Source organism: Marinobacter xestospongiae, from assembly GCF_023156385.1.
Classification (GTDB): domain Bacteria; phylum Pseudomonadota; class Gammaproteobacteria; order Pseudomonadales; family Oleiphilaceae; genus Marinobacter; species Marinobacter xestospongiae.
The window spans coordinates 1-16,329 of record NZ_JAKZAK010000026.1 but is presented as its reverse complement, the minus strand read 5'-3'; the positions used below and the strand labels follow the sequence as shown (position 1 = coordinate 16,329).

The following is a 16,329-nucleotide window of genomic DNA, read 5'->3' as shown; positions in this document are numbered from 1 at the left end:
GGGACTATGAGCGCGAATAACGAAAGACTGCGTCGCGCACGTAAGGTGCGCATGAAGATTCGTGAACTGGGTAGTAACCGTCTGAGCGTACACCGTACGCCCCGGCACATGTACGCCCAGGTCACCACTGCCGATGGCAGCAAAGTGCTGGCTTCTGCCTCCACGTTGGACAAAGAGTTGCGCCAGGGTGCAACCGGTAACGTGGAAGCCGCCAAGAAGGTCGGTCAGCTGATCGCTGAACGTGCCAAGGCGGCTGGTGTTGAAAAGGTCGCCTTTGACCGTTCCGGTTACCGTTATCACGGCCGTGTTCAGGCACTCGCCGACGCGGCCCGTGAAGCTGGCTTGCAATTCTAAGAGGTGGAGAAGATGAGCGTTAACGATCAGAAAGCGCCTGAGCTCCAGGAAAAGCTGGTTCAGGTAAACCGGGTCGCCAAAGTCGTAAAAGGTGGCCGTATTTTCGCTTTCACCGCACTGACCGTAGTGGGTGATGGCAAAGGCCGTGTAGGCTTTGGTCGTGGCAAGGCACGTGAAGTGCCGGTTGCGATCCAGAAGGCTATGGAAGCCGCGCGTAAGAACATGGTGGACGTTGCTCTCGACGGCACCACCTTGCAGTACCCGGTTAAAGCCGTTCACGGCGGTTCCAAGGTGTACATGCAGCCTGCGTCCGAAGGTACTGGAATCATCGCCGGTGGTGCGATGCGTGCGGTACTGGAAGTGGCCGGTGTTCAGAACGTACTGTCCAAGTGTTACGGCTCGACCAATCCGGTCAACGTGGTCCGTTCCACTATCAAGGGTCTCCAGGCAATGAAGTCGCCTGAAGATATCGCAGCTAAGCGCGGCAAGACCGTGGAAGACATTCTGGGTTGAAGTCATGGCGAATGCTAAAAAGATCAAGGTTACACTGACCCGCAGCCCGATCAGCTGTCAGCCCAACCACAAACTGTGTGTGAAGGGCCTGGGTCTTCGCAAAATCGGTCATACCGTGGAAGTGGAGGATACTCCTTCCGTTCGCGGCATGATCAACAAGGTGAACTACCTGGTACGGGTGGAGGAGAACTAAGATGCGTTTGAACGAACTTAGTCCGGAACCCGGTTCACGCCCGAGCGCCAAGCGCGTCGGTCGCGGTATCGGTAGCGGTCTCGGTAAAACCGGTGGTCGTGGTCACAAAGGTCTGAAGTCCCGTTCTGGCGGCTCCGTCGCACCGGGATTTGAGGGTGGTCAGCAGCCGCTGGCTCGCCGTCTGCCCAAGTACGGCTTTACTTCCCGTCAGCAGCGTTACGTGGCGGAAATCCGCCTGAATGAGCTGGCAAAGGTGGAAGGCGACGTGGTTGATCTGGAAGCCCTGAAAAAAGCGGACATCATCCGTGAGGAGATCCGTTCTGCCAAGGTTATCCTGTCCGGCGAGTTGAGCCGTGCGGTGACCGTCAAGGGCTTGAAGGTTACCAAAGGCGCTCGTGAGGCGATTACAGCCGCGGGCGGAAAAGTCGAGGACTAAGACGAGTCGAGGACTAAATGGCCAAGACAGCATCATTGCCTGCTGGCGCGGGAAAAGGACTGGCAGAGCTGCGTTCGCGGCTCTGGTTTGTACTGCTGGCACTGTTGGTGTACCGGATCGGTGCCCACATCCCGGTGCCGGGTATCAATCCCGATCGGCTGGCGGCACTGTTTGATCAGAATCAGGGCACAATCCTGAGTCTGTTCAACATGTTTTCCGGTGGTGCGCTTGAGCGGATGAGTATCTTCGCGTTGGGGATCATGCCCTACATCTCGGCCTCGATCATCATGCAGCTCATGACTGCGGTCAGTCCGCAGCTTGAGCAGCTGAAGAAAGAAGGCGAGGCGGGACGACGCAAGATCAGTCAGTACACTCGTTACGGAACCGTGATCCTGGCCCTGGTCCAGGGTCTTGGCATTTCTGTAGGACTGGCTTCCCAGGGAGTCACCTTCAGTGACAGCTTCAACTTCCACTTTGTGGCGGTGGTGTCGTTTGTATGTGGCGCTGTCTTCATGATGTGGCTGGGTGAGCAGATCACTGAGCGCGGTATCGGTAACGGTATTTCGTTGCTGATCTTCGCGGGTATCGTGGCCGGCTTGCCGGGCGCGATCGGTCAGACCCTGGAGCAGGCCCGCAGCGGCGAGATGAACCTGCTGGTGGTGCTGGCAATTGGCCTCCTCGCGGTGGTTGTGGTTGGCTTCGTGGTGTTCATGGAGCGTGGTCAGCGTCGATTGACGATCAACTATGCCAAGCGGCAGCAGGGGCGCCGGGTGTTTGCCCAGCAATCCAGCCACTTGCCGTTGAAAGTCAACATGGCCGGCGTTATTCCGCCGATCTTCGCTTCCTCCATTCTGCTGTTTCCGGCGTCGCTGGGTCAGTGGTTTGGGCAGGGCGAAGGTATGGAGTGGCTGGGCAGTCTGTCCCAGGCACTGGCCCCGAGTCAGCCGTTGTATATCATCCTGTTCGCGGTAGCTGTGGTATTCTTCTGCTACTTCTACACGGCGTTGATGTATAACCCCAAGGAAGTGGCCGACAACCTCAAGCGGTCCGGCGCGTTTATCCCCGGGATTCGTCCTGGTGATCAGACCGCCAAGTACATCGACGGTGTCTTGACTCGACTGACTCTGTTCGGTGCGATCTATATCGCAGCGGTGTCCCTGTTCCCTCAGTTCCTGATGGTAGCCGGGAACGTGCCTTTCTATCTGGGTGGTACGTCGCTGTTGATTGTTGTAGTCGTGGTGATGGATTTCATGGCGCAGGTGCAGTCTCACCTGATGTCCCATCAGTATGAATCGCTGATGAAGAAGTCCAATCTCAAGGGCTATGGTCGGAACGGCTAAGCCGTTCCCCTTGAAAACTGGAGTGGACAATGAAAGTACGCGCTTCGGTAAAGAAAATTTGCCGTAACTGCAAAGTAATTCGTCGCAATGGCTCAGTTCGAGTCATCTGCACGGAGCCTCGTCACAAGCAGCGCCAGGGCTGATTCCTCAGGAATCGGATTCTGACATTGCCGGGGTACGGGATAGTAGCGCTTGATCTTTTTCTGGTCAGGCGCTATTATTTCGCGCCCTTTTTGTGGCGGAAAATTCACACAGCAAAGCTTTGAATGCGGAGTAATCTGAATGGCACGTATAGCCGGTGTCAATATACCCGACAACAAACATGCTGTTATCTCACTGACCTACATTTTTGGGGTTGGTCGGACAGCAGCTCAGAAGCTTTGCGATGCAGCCGGCGTACAGCCGGACGCCAAGGTTAAAGACCTCTCCGACGATCAGGTTGAAGCACTTCGTACCGAAGTGGGCAAGCTGACTGTCGAAGGCGATCTGCGTCGTGAAGTTCAGATGAACATTAAGCGTTTGAAGGATCTCGGCTGCTTCCGTGGTCTGCGTCACCGTCATGGACTGCCTGTCCGTGGCCAGCGCACGAAGACCAACGCTCGCACCCGTAAAGGTCCTCGCAAACCTATTCGCAAGTAACAGGTAGGCAAACATGGCAAAGCCAGGTACACGTACCCGTAAAAAGGTGAAAAAGACGGTTGTTGATGGCGTCGCGCACATCCACGCGTCCTTCAACAACACCATCGTGACCATTTCTGATCGTCAGGGCAACGTCCTGTCCTGGGCTACCTCCGGTGGTTCCGGGTTCCGCGGGTCACGTAAGAGTACACCTTTTGCTGCGCAGGTAGCAGCTGAAAGAGCCGGTAACGCGGCTGCTGAATACGGCCTTAAAAACCTGGATGTAGAGGTTAAGGGTCCTGGGCCCGGACGGGAATCTGCAGTTCGTGCGCTGAACGCGTGCGGCTACAAGATCACCAACATCACAGATGTGACGCCGATTCCGCACAACGGCTGTCGTCCGCCCAAGAAGCGCCGCGTCTAAGACAGGAGACAGTGAGATATGGCACGTTACATAGGTCCAAAATGTAAACTGTCTCGTCGCGAAGGGACAGATCTTTTTCTGAAGAGCGGTGCTCGCGCACTCGATTCAAAGTGTAACATCGAAACTCCGCCAGGCATGCACGGCGCTCGTCGTGGCCGCCTGTCCGAGTACGGTGTCCAGCTGCGTGAAAAGCAGAAGGTTCGTCGTATCTACGGCGTTCTGGAAAAGCAGTTCCGCAACTATTACGCCGAGGCTGCCCGCCTGAAGGGTGCAACAGGTGAAAACCTGCTGCAGCTTCTGGAAGGTCGTCTGGACAACGTAGTTTACCGCATGGGTTTTGGTTCGACCCGTGCTGAATCCCGTCAGCTCGTTTCTCACAAAGCGATTCTGGTGAACGACAAGGTAGTGAACATTCCTTCCTACCAGGTCAAGCCGGGCGACGTTGTGAGCATCCGTGAGAAGGCAAAGAACCAGCTGCGCATCAAAGGCGCTCTGGATATCGCTGCCGGTCGCGCTCCTGTGAGCTGGGTAGAGGTCGACGCCAGCAAGATGTCAGGCGTTTATAAGTCAGTGCCTGAGCGCATTGAACTGCCGGCCGACATCAACGAGAACCTCATCGTCGAGCTTTACTCGAAGTAAAGCCCAGTTAGCAACGAGAGCAGATAGGGGCGTCTATGCAGCGTTCAGTACATGAGTTATTGACACCTCGTACCATCGACGTAAAGGAATCGAGCAGCACTCGTGCCAAGGTAACTCTGGAGCCGCTTGAGCGTGGCTTTGGTCATACCCTCGGCAGTGCACTGCGTCGGATACTCTTGTCGTCCATGCCGGGCTGTGCCATCACTGAGGCGCAGATTGACGGTGTGCTGCATGAGTACAGCGCGATCGAGGGTGTCCAGGAGGATGTCATTGAGATTCTTCTGAATCTCAAGGGTGTGGCCGTCAAGATGGCCGATCGGGACGAAGCTGAGCTGACCCTCAGCAAGAAAGGTCCGGGTCCTGTCACGGCCGGCGATATCAAGCTGGATCACAACGTCGAGATTGCGAATCCTGAGCACGTGATCTGTCACCTGAGCGACAACGGTGACATGAACATGCGTCTCAAGATTGTTCGTGGTCGCGGATACGAGGCCGCTGACCAGCGTGGTCTGGACGAAGACGAGACCCGCGCGATTGGACGCCTGCAGCTGGACGCAACGTACAGTCCGGTACGTCGTGTTGCCTACGCGGTTGAAAGTGCCCGTGTTGAGCAGCGTACGGACCTGGACAAGCTGGTTATTGATCTGGAGACCAATGGTACCATCGACCCGGAAGAAGCGATTCGTCGGGCCGCGACCATTCTCCAGCAACAGCTGGCAGTGTTTGTCGACTTCGATCACGAGAAAGAGCCGGAGCGCGTAGAGGAAGAGGAAGAAATTGATCCGATTCTGCTGCGTCCGGTGGATGATCTGGAGCTGACCGTGCGTTCAGCCAACTGCTTGAAGGCAGAAAACATTTACTACATCGGCGATCTGATTCAGCGCACCGAAGTGGAGCTGCTGAAGACGCCTAACCTGGGTAAGAAGTCGCTTACCGAGATCAAGGACGTACTGGCCTCGCGTGGTCTGTCCTTGGGTATGCGTCTTGATAACTGGCCGCCGGCGAGCCTTCGTGGCGACGACCGGGTTCTGGGCGGTTAATCGCCGAATTGGTAGTTTAAGTTAAGGAATCAGAGCAATGCGTCATCGTAAGAGTGGTCGTAAGTTCAACAGGACCAGTGCGCATCGCAAAGCCATGTTTCGTAACATGGCAGCGTCGCTGGTTGAGCACGAGCTGATCAAAACGACGCTCCCGAAAGCGAAAGAGCTTCGTCGGGTAGCAGAGCCGTTGATCACACTGTCCAAAACCGACTCGGTTGCCAACCGTCGTCTGGCTTTCTCCCGTCTGCGCAACGACGCAGCGGTAGCGAAGCTGTTCGAAGAGCTGGGACCGCGTTACTCCGAGCGTCCGGGTGGCTACCTTCGTATTCTGAAGTGTGGTTTCCGTGCCGGTGACAACGCGCCTATGGCTTATGTTGAGCTGGTCGGTCGTCCTCTGGATATCGAAGCGGAAGAAGTGGACGAAGACGAGGATTAATCCTCGCCTTCGGGCCATAAAAAAACCGGCGCCTTCGGGTGCCGGTTTTTTTGTGTCTGAATCACGGAGCCTGGCAAGCCATGACTCCGTGACGCCATCCCCTTGGGATCAGCCCTTGTAAGCGGCTACGGACGCTTCCACGGCCTTGCGGGCTTCTTCGGCATTCGCCCAGCCCTGGACTTTGACCCACTTGCCAGCTTCGAGGGTCTTGTAGTTCTCGAAGAAGTGCTGGATCTGGTCGCGCAGCAGTTGCGGCAGGTCTTCGATGTCCTTGATGTTGCTGTAGGCCGTGGTCAGCTTGTCGTGTGGCACGGCAACCAGCTTGGCGTCGCCGCCAGCTTCATCTTCCATGTTCAGCACGCCAACCGGGCGACAGCGAATCACCGAACCGGCCTGTACCGGGTATGGGGTCACCACCAAAACGTCCAGCGGGTCGCCATCGTCGGCCAGGGTGTGAGGGATGAAACCGTAGTTGGCCGGGTAGAACATCGGAGTGGCCATGAAGCGATCCACCATCAGTGCGCCCATGTCCTTGTCCAGCTCGTATTTGACTGGCGAGCTGTTGGCTGGAATCTCAATAGCCACGTAGATGTCTTCGGGCGGGTTTTTGCCGGCGGGAATGTGATCGAAGTTCATAATCGGTCCTTTCTCAGGGGTCGGTTAAACGGGGCTGAAAAGTGGCCGCAATTATACGTCGATCCGCCGCTGTCCGAAACTCAACCATGGTAGGTTCGGGCTTGCCATCATCCGGCGAAGCCCTTCAAAGGCAAAGTCGGTCCGCGAAACGGTCAGAGCTTCATCTGTTTGGCGATCAGTTCTTTCATGATCTCATCGGTGCCGCCGCCGATGGACAGGATCTTGGCGTCCCGATACAGCCGCTCGACCACCGACTCACGCATGTATCCCATGCCGCCGTGCAGCTGTACGGCCTCCCGGGTGACCGACTCGCACACCTGAACGGCGAAGTTCTTGGCCATTGCCACTTCCTTGATCGGGTTCTTGCCCGCCTGCATCAGAGCGGCACAGCGGTAGGCGTATTCGCGGGCGACGTCGATCTGGGTCGCCATGTCCACCAGCTTGTGACGGTTGACCTGGAAGCGATCAATGGAGCGGCCGAACGCCTGGCGTTGCTGGCTGTACTGCAGGCTCTCCTCCAGGGCGATCTGTGCGGTCATGTAGGCCATGATGGTCAGCATCAGCCGTTCCTGCAGGAAATTGCTCATGATGGCGATGAAGCCGGCGTTCTCCGCCCCAATCAATCGGTCTGCCGGTACCCGGCAGTCTTCAAAGAACAGTTCCGCGGTGTCGCTGGCCCACCAACCCATCTTCTTCAATTTGCCGCCGGTGCTGAAGCCCGGGGTGTCCCGGTCGATCAGCAGTAGGCTGATGCCGCCATGGCCCTCGCCACCGGTTCGAACCGCAACGGTATAGTGATCGGCCCGGTGACCGCTGGTAATGAAAGTCTTGCTGCCATTCACCACATAGTGATCGCCATCCCGGACGGCCCGGGTGCGCAGACTGGCGACATCGGAGCCGCCGCCAGGCTCGGTGATGGCGAGGGCGGCGATCTTCTCGCCGCGAAGCACCGGGGGCACGATCTGGTCGCGGACCTCGGGTCTGGCCCACTTGGCCACTGGCGGTAGACCAATATCGAGCGACCCCAGGCTAGCCACCAGGCCACCCGATGTGGAGCGCATCAGTTCCTCGGAGACGGCCACCTTCAGGAACACATCGCCTTCGCCGGTACCGCCCAGGTTCTCCGGGAAGCCGATCCCCAGCAAACCGGCATCGCCTGCCAGTCGGTATAGCTCACGGGGAAACTCCCCGGCTTCTTCCCAGTCCTGAATGTGGGGCAGGACATGGCTGCTGATGAACTTGCGCACGGTCTGACGGACCTGCTGGTGGGTCTCGTTGAAGTACTCGGTCACGGTGATCTCCCCGGCCATCGAATTGTTGGTGTTTTTGGCAGTGTCACCGATAACGAGGTACCAAGCAAGCGCTTGGTATTGTCCGTTGGTGCCGTTTGGCTCTCTGGGGCAGACCTGGAAGCCGGGTGGGGATTCTGAATACCTGAAAGCCCCTTGATGGGGGGCTTTCACGAGTGAGAAGGTGGGTGGAAGGGGCTGGCTTCAGTGTGCGCTGGGGCGGGCGATGCTCTGGACACCGTCAGCGGTGCCGAGCAGCAGCAGGTCAGCGGGGCGTCGGGCAAACAGCCCGTTGGTCACCACGCCCACGATCTGGTTGAGCTGCTCTTCCACATGGATCGGGCGGCTGATGTCCAGGTTGTGGACATCGATGATGATGTTGCCGTTGTCGGTGGTGACGCCCTCACGGTAGACCGGGTCACCGCCCAATTTGACGATTTCTCGGCCGACATGGCTGCGGGCCATGGGGATGACTTCGACCGGCAGCGGAAACGCCCCCAGAATGTCGACTTTCTTGCTGTCATCGGCAATGCAGATAAAGGTCTTGGCGACCGCGGCAACAATCTTCTCACGGGTCAGGGCCGCGCCGCCGCCTTTGATCAGTTCCAGCCGTTCATTGGTTTCATCGGCTCCATCGACATAGAACTCCAGAGTGCCGGCACTGTTGAGGTCGTACACCGGAATGCCATGGCCGCGGAGGCGCTCTGCGGTGGACTCGGAGCTGGCGACGGCGCCGTCAAATTCGGTGCGGAGGTCGGCCAGCAGGTCGATGAAGAAGTTGGCGGTACTGCCGGTGCCGACCCCGATGATGCTGTCGCTGTCGAGGCGAGGGGCGATGTAGTCGAGGGCGGCCTTGGCCACGGCCTGCTTCAGTTGGTCCTGGTTCATGCTGGGCTCCGGGTACGTCGGTGGCGAAAATTGCCGCTATTATAGCCGCCAGCCTGGAGGGGTTATAGACGTGGCCCCGGGAAACTTTCTACACTGTGGGTTTTTCCTTGCGCGAAACAGTCGCTTGCCGCCGTCCGTCGACAGCGCCGGTTTTGGCCTTATTTACGGAATCAGAGATTATGCCGCAACGCTACATCAAAAAAATCCTGGATGCCCGCGTCTATGACGTGGCGATCGAAACGCCCCTGACCGAAGCCCGCAACCTGTCCCGTCGTTTCGAAAACCGGATTATTCTCAAGCGTGAAGATCTGCAGCCGGTATTCTCTTTCAAGATTCGGGGGGCCTATAACCGCATTGCCCAACTCTCCGAAGAGCAGAAAGCCAAGGGCGTGATCTGCGCGTCAGCGGGCAACCACGCCCAGGGTGTCGCGCTGGCGGCCAAGCAGTTGGGCATCAAGGCGGTGATCGTGATGCCCCAGACCACGCCGGAGATCAAGGTGCGGTCGGTACGCAATCACGGCGCCAAAGTGGTGCTGCGTGGCGACGCCTACGATGAAGCCGCGGCCCACGCTGCGGAACTGGTGGAGAAGCAGGGGCTGACTTACATTCCGCCGTTTGATGATCCCGACGTGATTGCCGGCCAGGGGACCGTGGCGATGGAGCTGATGTGGCAGTTCTCCCAGCCCCTGCATGCGGTGTTCATCCCGGTCGGGGGTGGCGGTCTGGTTGCCGGGATGGCTGCCTACATCAAGTACCTGCGCCCGGAAATCCGGGTGATCGGTGTCGAGCCGGAGGATTCCAACTGCCTTCAGGCGGCGTTGGCGGCCGGCGAGCGGGTGACTCTGGATGAGGTGGGAATCTTCGCCGATGGGGTGGCGGTCAAGCGCATCGGCAAGCACCCCTGGGAGATCTGCAAGGACACCGTGGATGAGGTCATCACCGTCTCCACCGACGAAATCTGTGCCGCCATCAAGGACGTCTTTGACGATACCCGTTCCATCACCGAGCCTGCTGGGGCGCTGGCGGTGGCCGGTATCAAGAAGTACATCGAGCGGGAGCAGATTGAGGGTGAAAACCTGGCGGGGGTCCTCAGTGGCGCCAACATGAACTTTGATCGCTTGCGCTATGTGTCTGAGCGCACGGAGATTGGTGAAAAGCGGGAGGCCATCCTGGCGGTCACCATTCCCGAACGCCCGGGAGCTTTCAAGAGTTTTATCAAGGCGTTGCACAAGCGCAGCATCACCGAGTTCAACTACCGCTACGCCAATGCCGACGAGGCCTGTATTTTTGTCGGCATCCAGATCCAGCAAGGCGGCCTGGGCCGGGATGAGCTGGTGCAGGAGCTGCGGGAGAACGGCTACGGTGTGGTGGACCTGACCGATTCCGATCTGGCCAAGCAGCACATCCGCCACATGGTTGGCGGCCATGCTCCCAGTGTCAGCAACGAGCGTGTCTACCAGTTCGAGTTTCCTGAGCGTCCGGGGGCGCTGCTGAAGTTCCTGATGTCACTGGGCACCCGCTGGAACATCTCCATGTTCCACTACCGCAATCATGGCGCCGCGTACAGCCGTGTGCTCATGGGGGCGCAGGTGGATGAGGGCGATACCGAGGCGTTTCAGGCCATGCTCGACAAGGTCGGCTTCCGCTTTCAGGACATGACCGATAATGAGGCCTATCGGCTGTTTCTGGGCGCCGGTAACGGCTCCTCCTGAGCTAACCGGTAGTACATTAATAAATGTTAATTCGTAATAAATTGTAAGTTGTCAGATGCGTGATAATCTTCCGGTAGATTCTGCAAAGTTCGTTTTACCGCTTGATTTTCACGCTTTATCCAAGGGCTGTTTCGGCTCATTCAACTCTGGTTGCAAGCGGTGACGACACATCAGACGTCCGGGGCAGCGTGGTCCCGGACGTGGTTGGCGCAAGCTACTGCGCGAACGGAGAGCACACCTCATGCATCGCAAGCCAGATATGATCCGGACCATTGTCCTGATCTTCGCCATCGGGCTCGCCATTACCGGTTTCGCCTCCCTGCAGGCCTCCGAGCAGGGAAAACGGCCTGACGCCGGGGAGCCCGCCAGCGAGGCTCAGACCCGGTAGCGGCACTGATCCGTGACAATGCCATCAAGCGGGATGTCCCAGGGCTCAATCGGCAGCCGCACCACCCGTTGTATCTCATGGGCCAGGCCAATCAACTTGGGCGCCAGCCTTGGCGTCTGGCGGACAAACTCAAACGTCCGGTCGTAGAAACCTCCTCCCATCCCCAGACGTCCACCTTCCAGATCGAACCCCACCAGCGGCATCAGTACCGCGTCCAGCGCCCAGGTCGGGCGCCCGTGGCCACCGTTAAACACCGGTTCCGGGATGCCAAAACGGTTCGGCTGTAGCGGCGTGGTTTCGTTGTACGGGACAAATTCCATGTGGCCATCGCGAAAGCGGTGTAGCACCGGCAGGTAGAACTGAACCCCCCTTTGCCGGGCGGCGGTCACGTAGGGGGCGGGGTCGATCTCACCGTCATTGGCGAGGTAGATGCCGATGTGCCTGGCCCGGTACAGCGCCGGACTGGCCATCAGGCGTTGGGCGAGGGCGCTAGCGGCCTGTCGCTGCTGGTGCCGGGACAGGGAGCGGCGTCGCCGGCGCAGGGCCTTGCGAATCTGGTGACGTGATGACTGTTCCGGGTGTGGTTCAAACGGGGCAGCAAGCGGAAGACGCATAACGTGGTGGCATATCCTGTGGCTGGAGGAGGCTCGGCGCGGGACCGGCAGGGGTGCTCAGGATACGAATGAGGAAGGTTGGGCGTCCAGTGGGATGAGAAACAAAAAGCCGGCCACGGTGAGTGGCCGGCCGGGGATTCAGGCTGAGCGCTTGCGAGCGGCGGTCAGGCCTACCAGACCGAGACCCAGCAGGGCCAGGGTGCCGGGCTCCGGAACGTCGACGCGGATGTCGCCTTCGATGGCGGAGTTGTCGGTGTCAGTCACGAAGGAGAAGCTGTCGTTACTGGCCAGGCCCTGGTTGAAGCTGAGGATCAGGGTTTCGTACAGGTCACCAAAGAAGGTGCCGTTCAGTGACACCTGGTTGGTGTAGGTGGCAACTACGTCGCTGACGGTGCTGCCGCTGTAGCTGGCGTTGTCGATGGCACGGCCATTGGCTGAGCCCGGGGTGTACTCGCCACCGCCGAGTACGTCAAAAACGGTATCGCCGCTGGAGCCGCTGAAAATCAGCTGTTCGATCAGTGAGCCAGAGGTGTTGCTGGCGTTGACGGTCCACGGTTGGTTGAAGGTGGTGGCGCCGCTGAAAGAGACCGACCAGCCCGCGCCGTTGGCGCTGCCGCTGCCGTTGAGGGCGGCGGTATCGGTGGTGCCATTACTGAACTGGGCGGTAATGCTCAGGCCTTCCATGTCGTTAGCACCGGTGGAAAAGCTGGACAGACCGGTGGTGGTGTAAGCGGTGCCGGCGGTGTAGTTGGTGGTAACCGGCACAGCCAGGGCGGTGGAACTGGCGGCGAGAACGGCGAAGCCGAGCAGGGACTGTTTCACTGTCATTGGGATGCACTCCATGTAGTCGTTTGATCGCAGCCGGTCAGGGTGGCTGGTCATTATTGATTGCAGTGTGCAATAGGCAAGAAGCGAACCTACATGGCTATACGTCAATTAAATCATTGCGTTGTGTTTAAGTGGCGGTGGCCAGGCTGCGTTATCTGTAAAGCATGTCGACAGCTCGGGGTGAGCGCTGTAATCCACTGGAAACAGTTGATGGGCTGTCTGCCTATGGCCCAGGTGGCCGGCGCTGCTGGCGAGTGCGGTTGAGGAGGGTTACTGCGAGATGAGGGGAGAAAAGCTTCCCGGGTTGCCGTTATCGGATGTGGCCCTTGAACCCAAGGTTCAAGGTCGGCGGCCGCTGTGACATATTAGGCTTTCCCCCGCAGGGGACATGCTCACAATGCCCTGAAGTGGCCGCCTGGGTAGTGCGCATCGGCTCGAGGACGTATCCGACCAGCGAACAACCCAGGAAGTTGGCCTATTATAGAGTGATCACCGGGGGCGATTGCAAACCGGATTTTAACGGTGCCGCTGAATCAACTACTCAGCGGGAGACAGGGCCTCGTCCAGCTTGTCGCTCATGGCCTCGAGGATACGACTGGAGGCGTCGGACAGGCTGTCATGGTGCAGCAGCTCGTGGGTGATGTTGAGGGCGGCCATGACGGCAATGCGCTCGGTGCCGAAGACCTTGCCACTGCTGCGGATTTCCCGCATCTTGCGATCCAGGTGGCCGGCGGCTTCCATCAGTGCCTGACGCTGCTCCTCGGGGCAGGCGACCAGGTACTCCTTGTCGAGAATTTTGACTTCAACCGTGGTGGCGGTATCTGACATCAGTGCTGCTCCAGGGCCCTGAGACGGCCGATCATGGCTTCCACCTTGTTCTTGGCAAGGTCGTTCTTCTGGATCAGCTGGGCACGTTCCCGCTGCCAGTCTTCCTGTTGCGCCCGCATTGCGGCGTTGTCCTGCTCCAGTTTGTTACAGCGTTCGATCAGCCTGTCGAGCTTGTCCGCTAATGCCTGCAATTCGGACTGTTCCATGGCGTGTCCAAGGTACCGGTTGAAAGGTCGGGTTGAAAAGATCGGTGGTGCGAGAACCCCGGCCAGCCGGGCCGGGGCAGCGTGGGGCTGTTCCCGCCACCTGACAGGGGCCCAGTAACTATAAGTATGGACTCTAACCCGGTCAATTTACAGGGATGTTATTCCGTCGACGCGGTCCCAAACTGTGGCCTGCGTCCCTGCCACCAGCCCCGCAGGGCGGGAATCAGTGCCACCGCCATGGCCGCCAGCGGCACACTGGCGAGAATCAGCCATTCCATGCGGTCCAGGGCGCGCAGGCGGATCTGCAGGCCGTAATGCTCCAGCAGCCACGGCCCCAGCATGGCCAACAGACCGGCGCCCAGAGCCACCGCAAGCACACAGGACAGCATTGCCAGCAGGCCGCATTCGATCAGGTACAGGCGGGCAATCAGCAGCGGTGACGCGCCGGTTGCCCGCAGGATGGCGATCTCCTGGCGGCGATGCACCTGCAGGGTCAGCAGCACCGCGGTCAGCCCGATCAGGCTGGTGATCACCACAAAACCGGTGATGCCCAGCAGGGTGCGCTCGAACTGGCCCATCAGTCGCCACAGTTCGCTCAGGGCCACGCCGGGCAGAATGGCCGTCAGCGGTTCCCCCTGGAACTGGTTGATCTGGCGCTGTACCTGAAAAGTCAGCACTTTGCGCTCAATACCAACCAGGGCGGCGGTAATGGCCTTAGGTGACAGATCCCGTTGCCGCGCCACATCGGCGCTGACGGTGCGCCCAGGCAATGGCACGCCGGATTCCCAGCCGATATGAATGGCCTCCAGTCCGGCCAGGCTGATGTAGACCGCCCGATCCACCGGCGTGCCGGTGGGCGCCAGGATGCCGCTGACGGTGAAGGGGGTCTGGTCATGGCGAAGGAAGCTGGTGCTGCCACCGCCATGGGCCAGTACCAGTTCATCTTCCAGCCGGTGCTGGAAGCGGCGCGCCACCTCGGCCCCCAGCACCACGTCGAACAGATCGTCAAACCAGCGTCCCTGGGCCAGCGCCAGTGACTGGTCGTCGCCATAGCGGAAGTGTTCGGGCATGCCCTGATCGGTCCCCACCACCCGGAAGCCGCGGTAGCTGTCGCCGAGGGACAGTGGCACCAGCCAGTCGATGCGCGGGTCGTCCCGGAGTTGCTGGTAGCTGGACCAGCGGATGTTGTTGGTGGCATCACCGATGTGGAACACCGAGTACAGCAGCAGGTTGAGCTGGCCGCTGCGGGCGCCGACGATCAGGTCGGTGCCGGCGATGGTGCTGGTGAAAGACTGGCGCACCTCTGTGCGCAGGTACTGAATGCCCAGCAACAGCATGATGCTGAGGGTCAGTGTCAGGGTCACCAGACTGAGTATGCCCCGGCGATGCCAGATGCTGGCCAGTGCCAGGGCGAGCGACAATGGCAGACGCGGGCTCATGCGGGATCTCCCAGGGTGATCAGGTGGTCAAAGTGGCGGGCCAGGGTGTCATCGTGGCTGACGAACAGTACCGAGGTCCGGCGCTCCCCGGCCAGGGTCAGCAGCAACTCCAGAAAGCGGTCTCTGTTCTCCCGGTCCAGTGCCGAGGTGGGTTCGTCCGCCAGGATCAGCCGGGGCGCTCCGATCAGTGCCCGTGCCGCCGCCACCCGCTGCTGCTGGCCGACGCTGAGTTGAGTGACGGGTTTGGACCACAGCCGTGACGGCACCGCCAGGGCACTCAGCAGCCGCTTTGCCTCCGCGTCCGGCGCGGGTTCGGTGCGGTCGCGACGGCCTGCGGAGAGCCGGCAGGGCAGCAGGGTGTTGGCGGTTACCGAGAGATAGGGCACCAGGTTGAACTGCTGAAAAATCACCCCTAGGTGATTGGCTCGCAGGGCATCCCGTTCGCCCCGTGACAGCTGGCCGAGGTCCTGGCCCATCACCTCGATTCGGCCCTGTTGCGGCGCGGCGAGCCCGCACACCAGGCTCAGCAGGGTACTCTTGCCGCTGCCACTGGGGCCTTTCAGGAACAGGTTGGTGCCGGGCGCCAGGGTCAAGTCCGGAAAGGCCAGCCAGGGATCGGCAGGGCTCCAGCGGAAACGGAGGTCCCGGGTTCGCAGGGCGGGAGTCTCCTCAAGGTCTGTCTGGGAAAAAGTCATGTCGGCGTCGCTTGGTCGGGAGTCACTGTGCTGGTGTTGTGGAGTTGGTGTAGCATCGGAGCATCACTTTATTGGGAGCATATTGCATGTTGGCAAAACGGCTTGGCATTGCCGCCCTGTGCCTGATTCAGTTGCTGTGGCTGGTTCCGGCCTCGGCCGATGAATCGGCACGGGAAATCGACTGGCTGGAACTGATGCCGGAGAGCGATCTGGCACTGCTGAACAACCTGCCGGAAGTGGAGCACGAAGGCGATGGTCCTGCCAGCCTGCCTGACGAAATCATGACCGGACGGGTAGTACCGGCGATGAATGGCGTCGAAGGCCGTATTCCGGGGTTTGTGGTACCGCTGAAAACCACCGGCGACATGCGCATACTGGAATTCTTCCTGGTGCCGTATTTTGGCGCCTGTATCCATGTGCCGCCACCGCCGCCGAACCAGATTATCCACGTCAAATACCCTCAGGGCATCCAGCTTGAAGTGTTGTACGAGCCGGTGTGGGTTGAGGGCACCCTGCGTACTGAGCGGGTGGAGAACGACGTGGCCGCCGCCTCCTACACCATCCAGGCCGAGTCGGTGGAGCTTTACTGACACCGGTATCGGCGCTGCTCAGGGCAGCTCGAAGCCCGGCTGATCCAGGCTCAGGCGGTGGCTGCCCTGGGCCTGGTCGGTGACCCACTCGACCCGCAGGCTTTCCAGGTTGGGGAAGCGTTGGAACAGTGTGGATTCCAGTCGCACGTCGGCCACCTGCCCCTCGCACACAATCTGCTGACTGACCTCGACATCGCGATGGACGCTGCCAGGCTCTTCGTCG

The 16,329-nt window shown here is 59.7% G+C and carries 24 protein-coding genes and 1 other RNA gene; 14 read left to right on the top strand and 11 right to left on the bottom strand.

Going from position 1 to position 16,329, the window contains the following annotated elements; translation table 11 throughout:
• The first annotated feature begins 6 nt into the window (after nucleotides 1-6).
• The 11 genes from rplR (at nucleotide 7) to rplQ (ending at nucleotide 5,993) form a co-directional block, all read left to right on the top strand.
• Entirely contained in the window at nucleotides 7-354 is a 348-nt protein-coding gene (gene rplR / locus MLD24_RS17300) for a 50S ribosomal protein L18 (protein WP_227172519.1), read from the top strand.
• 12 nt (nucleotides 355-366) lie between these two features.
• On the top strand, nucleotides 367-867 hold the full coding sequence (gene rpsE, locus MLD24_RS17295) for a 30S ribosomal protein S5 (protein WP_227172518.1): 501 nt from the start codon (nucleotides 367-369) through the stop codon (nucleotides 865-867).
• Nucleotides 868-871: 4 nt separating this feature from the next.
• A complete protein-coding gene (rpmD, locus tag MLD24_RS17290; RefSeq protein WP_227172517.1) occupies nucleotides 872-1,060 on the top strand; it encodes a 50S ribosomal protein L30 in 189 nt (62 codons plus the stop codon).
• Between the two features lies 1 nt (nucleotide 1,061).
• Nucleotides 1,062-1,496, top strand: a complete 435-nt coding sequence (gene rplO / locus MLD24_RS17285; protein WP_227172516.1) for a 50S ribosomal protein L15 — start codon at nucleotides 1,062-1,064, stop codon at nucleotides 1,494-1,496.
• A gap of 17 nt (nucleotides 1,497-1,513) precedes the next feature.
• Nucleotides 1,514-2,836, top strand: a complete 1,323-nt coding sequence (gene secY, locus MLD24_RS17280) for a preprotein translocase subunit SecY (protein WP_227172515.1) — start codon at nucleotides 1,514-1,516, stop codon at nucleotides 2,834-2,836.
• Nucleotides 2,837-2,865: 29 nt separating this feature from the next.
• On the top strand, nucleotides 2,866-2,979 hold the full coding sequence (gene rpmJ / locus MLD24_RS17275; RefSeq protein WP_004580765.1) for a 50S ribosomal protein L36: 114 nt from the start codon (nucleotides 2,866-2,868) through the stop codon (nucleotides 2,977-2,979).
• A 139-nt stretch (nucleotides 2,980-3,118) separates the two neighbouring features.
• Entirely contained in the window at nucleotides 3,119-3,475 is a 357-nt protein-coding gene (rpsM, locus tag MLD24_RS17270) for a 30S ribosomal protein S13 (protein ID WP_227172514.1), read from the top strand.
• Nucleotides 3,476-3,488: 13 nt separating this feature from the next.
• A complete protein-coding gene (gene rpsK / locus MLD24_RS17265; protein WP_007153992.1) occupies nucleotides 3,489-3,878 on the top strand; it encodes a 30S ribosomal protein S11 in 390 nt (129 codons plus the stop codon).
• An 18-nt stretch (nucleotides 3,879-3,896) separates the two neighbouring features.
• Nucleotides 3,897-4,517 (top strand): 30S ribosomal protein S4, encoded by a 621-nt coding sequence (rpsD, locus tag MLD24_RS17260; protein ID WP_248168320.1) that lies wholly within the window; start codon nucleotides 3,897-3,899, stop codon nucleotides 4,515-4,517.
• Nucleotides 4,518-4,552: 35 nt separating this feature from the next.
• Nucleotides 4,553-5,557 (top strand): DNA-directed RNA polymerase subunit alpha, encoded by a 1,005-nt coding sequence (locus MLD24_RS17255; protein ID WP_227172512.1) that lies wholly within the window; start codon nucleotides 4,553-4,555, stop codon nucleotides 5,555-5,557.
• 37 nt (nucleotides 5,558-5,594) lie between these two features.
• Nucleotides 5,595-5,993 carry a 50S ribosomal protein L17 gene (gene rplQ, locus MLD24_RS17250; RefSeq protein WP_227172511.1) on the top strand — a complete coding sequence of 133 codons (399 nt, stop codon included), beginning with the start codon at nucleotides 5,595-5,597 and terminating at the stop codon, nucleotides 5,991-5,993.
• A gap of 108 nt (nucleotides 5,994-6,101) precedes the next feature.
• Here rplQ and ppa read toward each other — a convergent pair whose 3' ends face one another.
• From ppa to rpiA, 3 genes are all read right to left on the bottom strand, one after another.
• Nucleotides 6,102-6,629: an inorganic diphosphatase gene (gene ppa / locus MLD24_RS17245; protein WP_227172510.1), complete on the bottom strand. Its 528-nt coding sequence runs from the start codon at nucleotides 6,627-6,629 to the stop codon at nucleotides 6,102-6,104.
• 152 nt (nucleotides 6,630-6,781) lie between these two features.
• Nucleotides 6,782-7,939, bottom strand: a complete 1,158-nt coding sequence (locus MLD24_RS17240; protein ID WP_248168317.1) for an acyl-CoA dehydrogenase family protein — start codon at nucleotides 7,937-7,939, stop codon at nucleotides 6,782-6,784.
• 183 nt (nucleotides 7,940-8,122) lie between these two features.
• A complete protein-coding gene (rpiA, locus tag MLD24_RS17235; protein WP_248168315.1) occupies nucleotides 8,123-8,806 on the bottom strand; it encodes a ribose-5-phosphate isomerase RpiA in 684 nt (227 codons plus the stop codon).
• A gap of 179 nt (nucleotides 8,807-8,985) precedes the next feature.
• Between rpiA and ilvA the strand changes: the two genes are divergently transcribed.
• Both ilvA and MLD24_RS17225 read left to right on the top strand, forming a co-directional pair.
• Nucleotides 8,986-10,518: a threonine ammonia-lyase, biosynthetic gene (gene ilvA, locus MLD24_RS17230; RefSeq protein WP_248168313.1), complete on the top strand. Its 1,533-nt coding sequence runs from the start codon at nucleotides 8,986-8,988 to the stop codon at nucleotides 10,516-10,518.
• A gap of 241 nt (nucleotides 10,519-10,759) precedes the next feature.
• A complete protein-coding gene (locus tag MLD24_RS17225; protein ID WP_227172506.1) occupies nucleotides 10,760-10,906 on the top strand; it encodes a hypothetical protein in 147 nt (48 codons plus the stop codon).
• On the opposite strand, the gene MLD24_RS17220 is transcribed toward MLD24_RS17225, so the two are convergent.
• From MLD24_RS17220 to MLD24_RS17190, 7 genes are all read right to left on the bottom strand, one after another.
• Nucleotides 10,894-11,520, bottom strand: a complete 627-nt coding sequence (locus MLD24_RS17220; RefSeq protein WP_248168311.1) for a 5-formyltetrahydrofolate cyclo-ligase — start codon at nucleotides 11,518-11,520, stop codon at nucleotides 10,894-10,896. The two genes, MLD24_RS17225 and MLD24_RS17220, sit on opposite strands and share 13 nt — an antisense overlap.
• A gap of 138 nt (nucleotides 11,521-11,658) precedes the next feature.
• Nucleotides 11,659-12,348 (bottom strand): PEP-CTERM sorting domain-containing protein, encoded by a 690-nt coding sequence (locus tag MLD24_RS17215; RefSeq protein ID WP_248168309.1) that lies wholly within the window; start codon nucleotides 12,346-12,348, stop codon nucleotides 11,659-11,661.
• A 292-nt stretch (nucleotides 12,349-12,640) separates the two neighbouring features.
• Nucleotides 12,641-12,820, bottom strand: a non-coding RNA gene (ssrS, locus tag MLD24_RS17210) — 6S RNA.
• Nucleotides 12,821-12,885: 65 nt separating this feature from the next.
• Nucleotides 12,886-13,176, bottom strand: coding sequence for a cell division protein ZapA (locus MLD24_RS17205; protein ID WP_227172503.1), 291 nt, complete (start codon nucleotides 13,174-13,176; stop codon nucleotides 12,886-12,888).
• Nucleotides 13,176-13,382, bottom strand: a complete 207-nt coding sequence (locus MLD24_RS17200) for a TIGR02449 family protein (protein ID WP_227172502.1) — start codon at nucleotides 13,380-13,382, stop codon at nucleotides 13,176-13,178. Before MLD24_RS17200 ends, MLD24_RS17205 begins: the two co-directional genes overlap by 1 nt.
• Nucleotides 13,383-13,540: 158 nt before the next feature.
• Nucleotides 13,541-14,821, bottom strand: coding sequence for an ABC transporter permease (locus tag MLD24_RS17195; RefSeq protein WP_248168307.1), 1,281 nt, complete (start codon nucleotides 14,819-14,821; stop codon nucleotides 13,541-13,543).
• Nucleotides 14,818-15,516, bottom strand: a complete 699-nt coding sequence (locus MLD24_RS17190; RefSeq protein WP_227172500.1) for an ABC transporter ATP-binding protein — start codon at nucleotides 15,514-15,516, stop codon at nucleotides 14,818-14,820. Before MLD24_RS17190 ends, MLD24_RS17195 begins: the two co-directional genes overlap by 4 nt.
• A gap of 86 nt (nucleotides 15,517-15,602) precedes the next feature.
• Here MLD24_RS17190 and MLD24_RS17185 point away from each other — a divergent pair, with 86 nt between their 5' ends.
• Complete coding sequence (locus MLD24_RS17185) at nucleotides 15,603-16,106, top strand: DUF3299 domain-containing protein (RefSeq protein ID WP_227172499.1); 504 nt, start codon at nucleotides 15,603-15,605, stop codon at nucleotides 16,104-16,106.
• 18 nt (nucleotides 16,107-16,124) lie between these two features.
• Here the strand turns inward: MLD24_RS17185 and MLD24_RS17180 are convergent.
• Nucleotides 16,125-16,329, bottom strand: a 205-nt coding sequence (locus tag MLD24_RS17180; RefSeq protein ID WP_248168305.1) for a ZrgA family zinc uptake protein, incomplete at its 5' end; no start/stop codon positions are given.

Bases quoted from the DNA above. Each gene is read 5' to 3' on its own strand.
- rplR (WP_227172519.1), top strand. From the start codon at position 7: ATGAGCGCGAATAACGAAAGACTGCGTCGCGCACGTAAGGTGCGCATG.
- rpsE (WP_227172518.1), top strand. From the start codon at position 367: ATGAGCGTTAACGATCAGAAAGCGCCTGAGCTCCAGGAAAAGCTGGTT.
- rpmD (WP_227172517.1), top strand. From the start codon at position 872: ATGGCGAATGCTAAAAAGATCAAGGTTACACTGACCCGCAGCCCGATC.
- rplO (WP_227172516.1), top strand. From the start codon at position 1,062: ATGCGTTTGAACGAACTTAGTCCGGAACCCGGTTCACGCCCGAGCGCC.
- secY (WP_227172515.1), top strand. From the start codon at position 1,514: ATGGCCAAGACAGCATCATTGCCTGCTGGCGCGGGAAAAGGACTGGCA.
- rpmJ (WP_004580765.1), top strand. From the start codon at position 2,866: ATGAAAGTACGCGCTTCGGTAAAGAAAATTTGCCGTAACTGCAAAGTA.
- rpsM (WP_227172514.1), top strand. From the start codon at position 3,119: ATGGCACGTATAGCCGGTGTCAATATACCCGACAACAAACATGCTGTT.
- rpsK (WP_007153992.1), top strand. From the start codon at position 3,489: ATGGCAAAGCCAGGTACACGTACCCGTAAAAAGGTGAAAAAGACGGTT.
- rpsD (WP_248168320.1), top strand. From the start codon at position 3,897: ATGGCACGTTACATAGGTCCAAAATGTAAACTGTCTCGTCGCGAAGGG.
- MLD24_RS17255 (WP_227172512.1), top strand. From the start codon at position 4,553: ATGCAGCGTTCAGTACATGAGTTATTGACACCTCGTACCATCGACGTA.
- rplQ (WP_227172511.1), top strand. From the start codon at position 5,595: ATGCGTCATCGTAAGAGTGGTCGTAAGTTCAACAGGACCAGTGCGCAT.
- ppa (WP_227172510.1), bottom strand. From the start codon at position 6,629: ATGAACTTCGATCACATTCCCGCCGGCAAAAACCCGCCCGAAGACATC.
- MLD24_RS17240 (WP_248168317.1), bottom strand. From the start codon at position 7,939: ATGGCCGGGGAGATCACCGTGACCGAGTACTTCAACGAGACCCACCAG.
- rpiA (WP_248168315.1), bottom strand. From the start codon at position 8,806: ATGAACCAGGACCAACTGAAGCAGGCCGTGGCCAAGGCCGCCCTCGAC.
- ilvA (WP_248168313.1), top strand. From the start codon at position 8,986: ATGCCGCAACGCTACATCAAAAAAATCCTGGATGCCCGCGTCTATGAC.
- MLD24_RS17225 (WP_227172506.1), top strand. From the start codon at position 10,760: ATGCATCGCAAGCCAGATATGATCCGGACCATTGTCCTGATCTTCGCC.
- MLD24_RS17220 (WP_248168311.1), bottom strand. From the start codon at position 11,520: ATGCGTCTTCCGCTTGCTGCCCCGTTTGAACCACACCCGGAACAGTCA.
- MLD24_RS17215 (WP_248168309.1), bottom strand. From the start codon at position 12,348: ATGACAGTGAAACAGTCCCTGCTCGGCTTCGCCGTTCTCGCCGCCAGT.
- MLD24_RS17205 (WP_227172503.1), bottom strand. From the start codon at position 13,176: ATGTCAGATACCGCCACCACGGTTGAAGTCAAAATTCTCGACAAGGAG.
- MLD24_RS17200 (WP_227172502.1), bottom strand. From the start codon at position 13,382: ATGGAACAGTCCGAATTGCAGGCATTAGCGGACAAGCTCGACAGGCTG.
- MLD24_RS17195 (WP_248168307.1), bottom strand. From the start codon at position 14,821: ATGAGCCCGCGTCTGCCATTGTCGCTCGCCCTGGCACTGGCCAGCATC.
- MLD24_RS17190 (WP_227172500.1), bottom strand. From the start codon at position 15,516: ATGACTTTTTCCCAGACAGACCTTGAGGAGACTCCCGCCCTGCGAACC.
- MLD24_RS17185 (WP_227172499.1), top strand. From the start codon at position 15,603: ATGTTGGCAAAACGGCTTGGCATTGCCGCCCTGTGCCTGATTCAGTTG.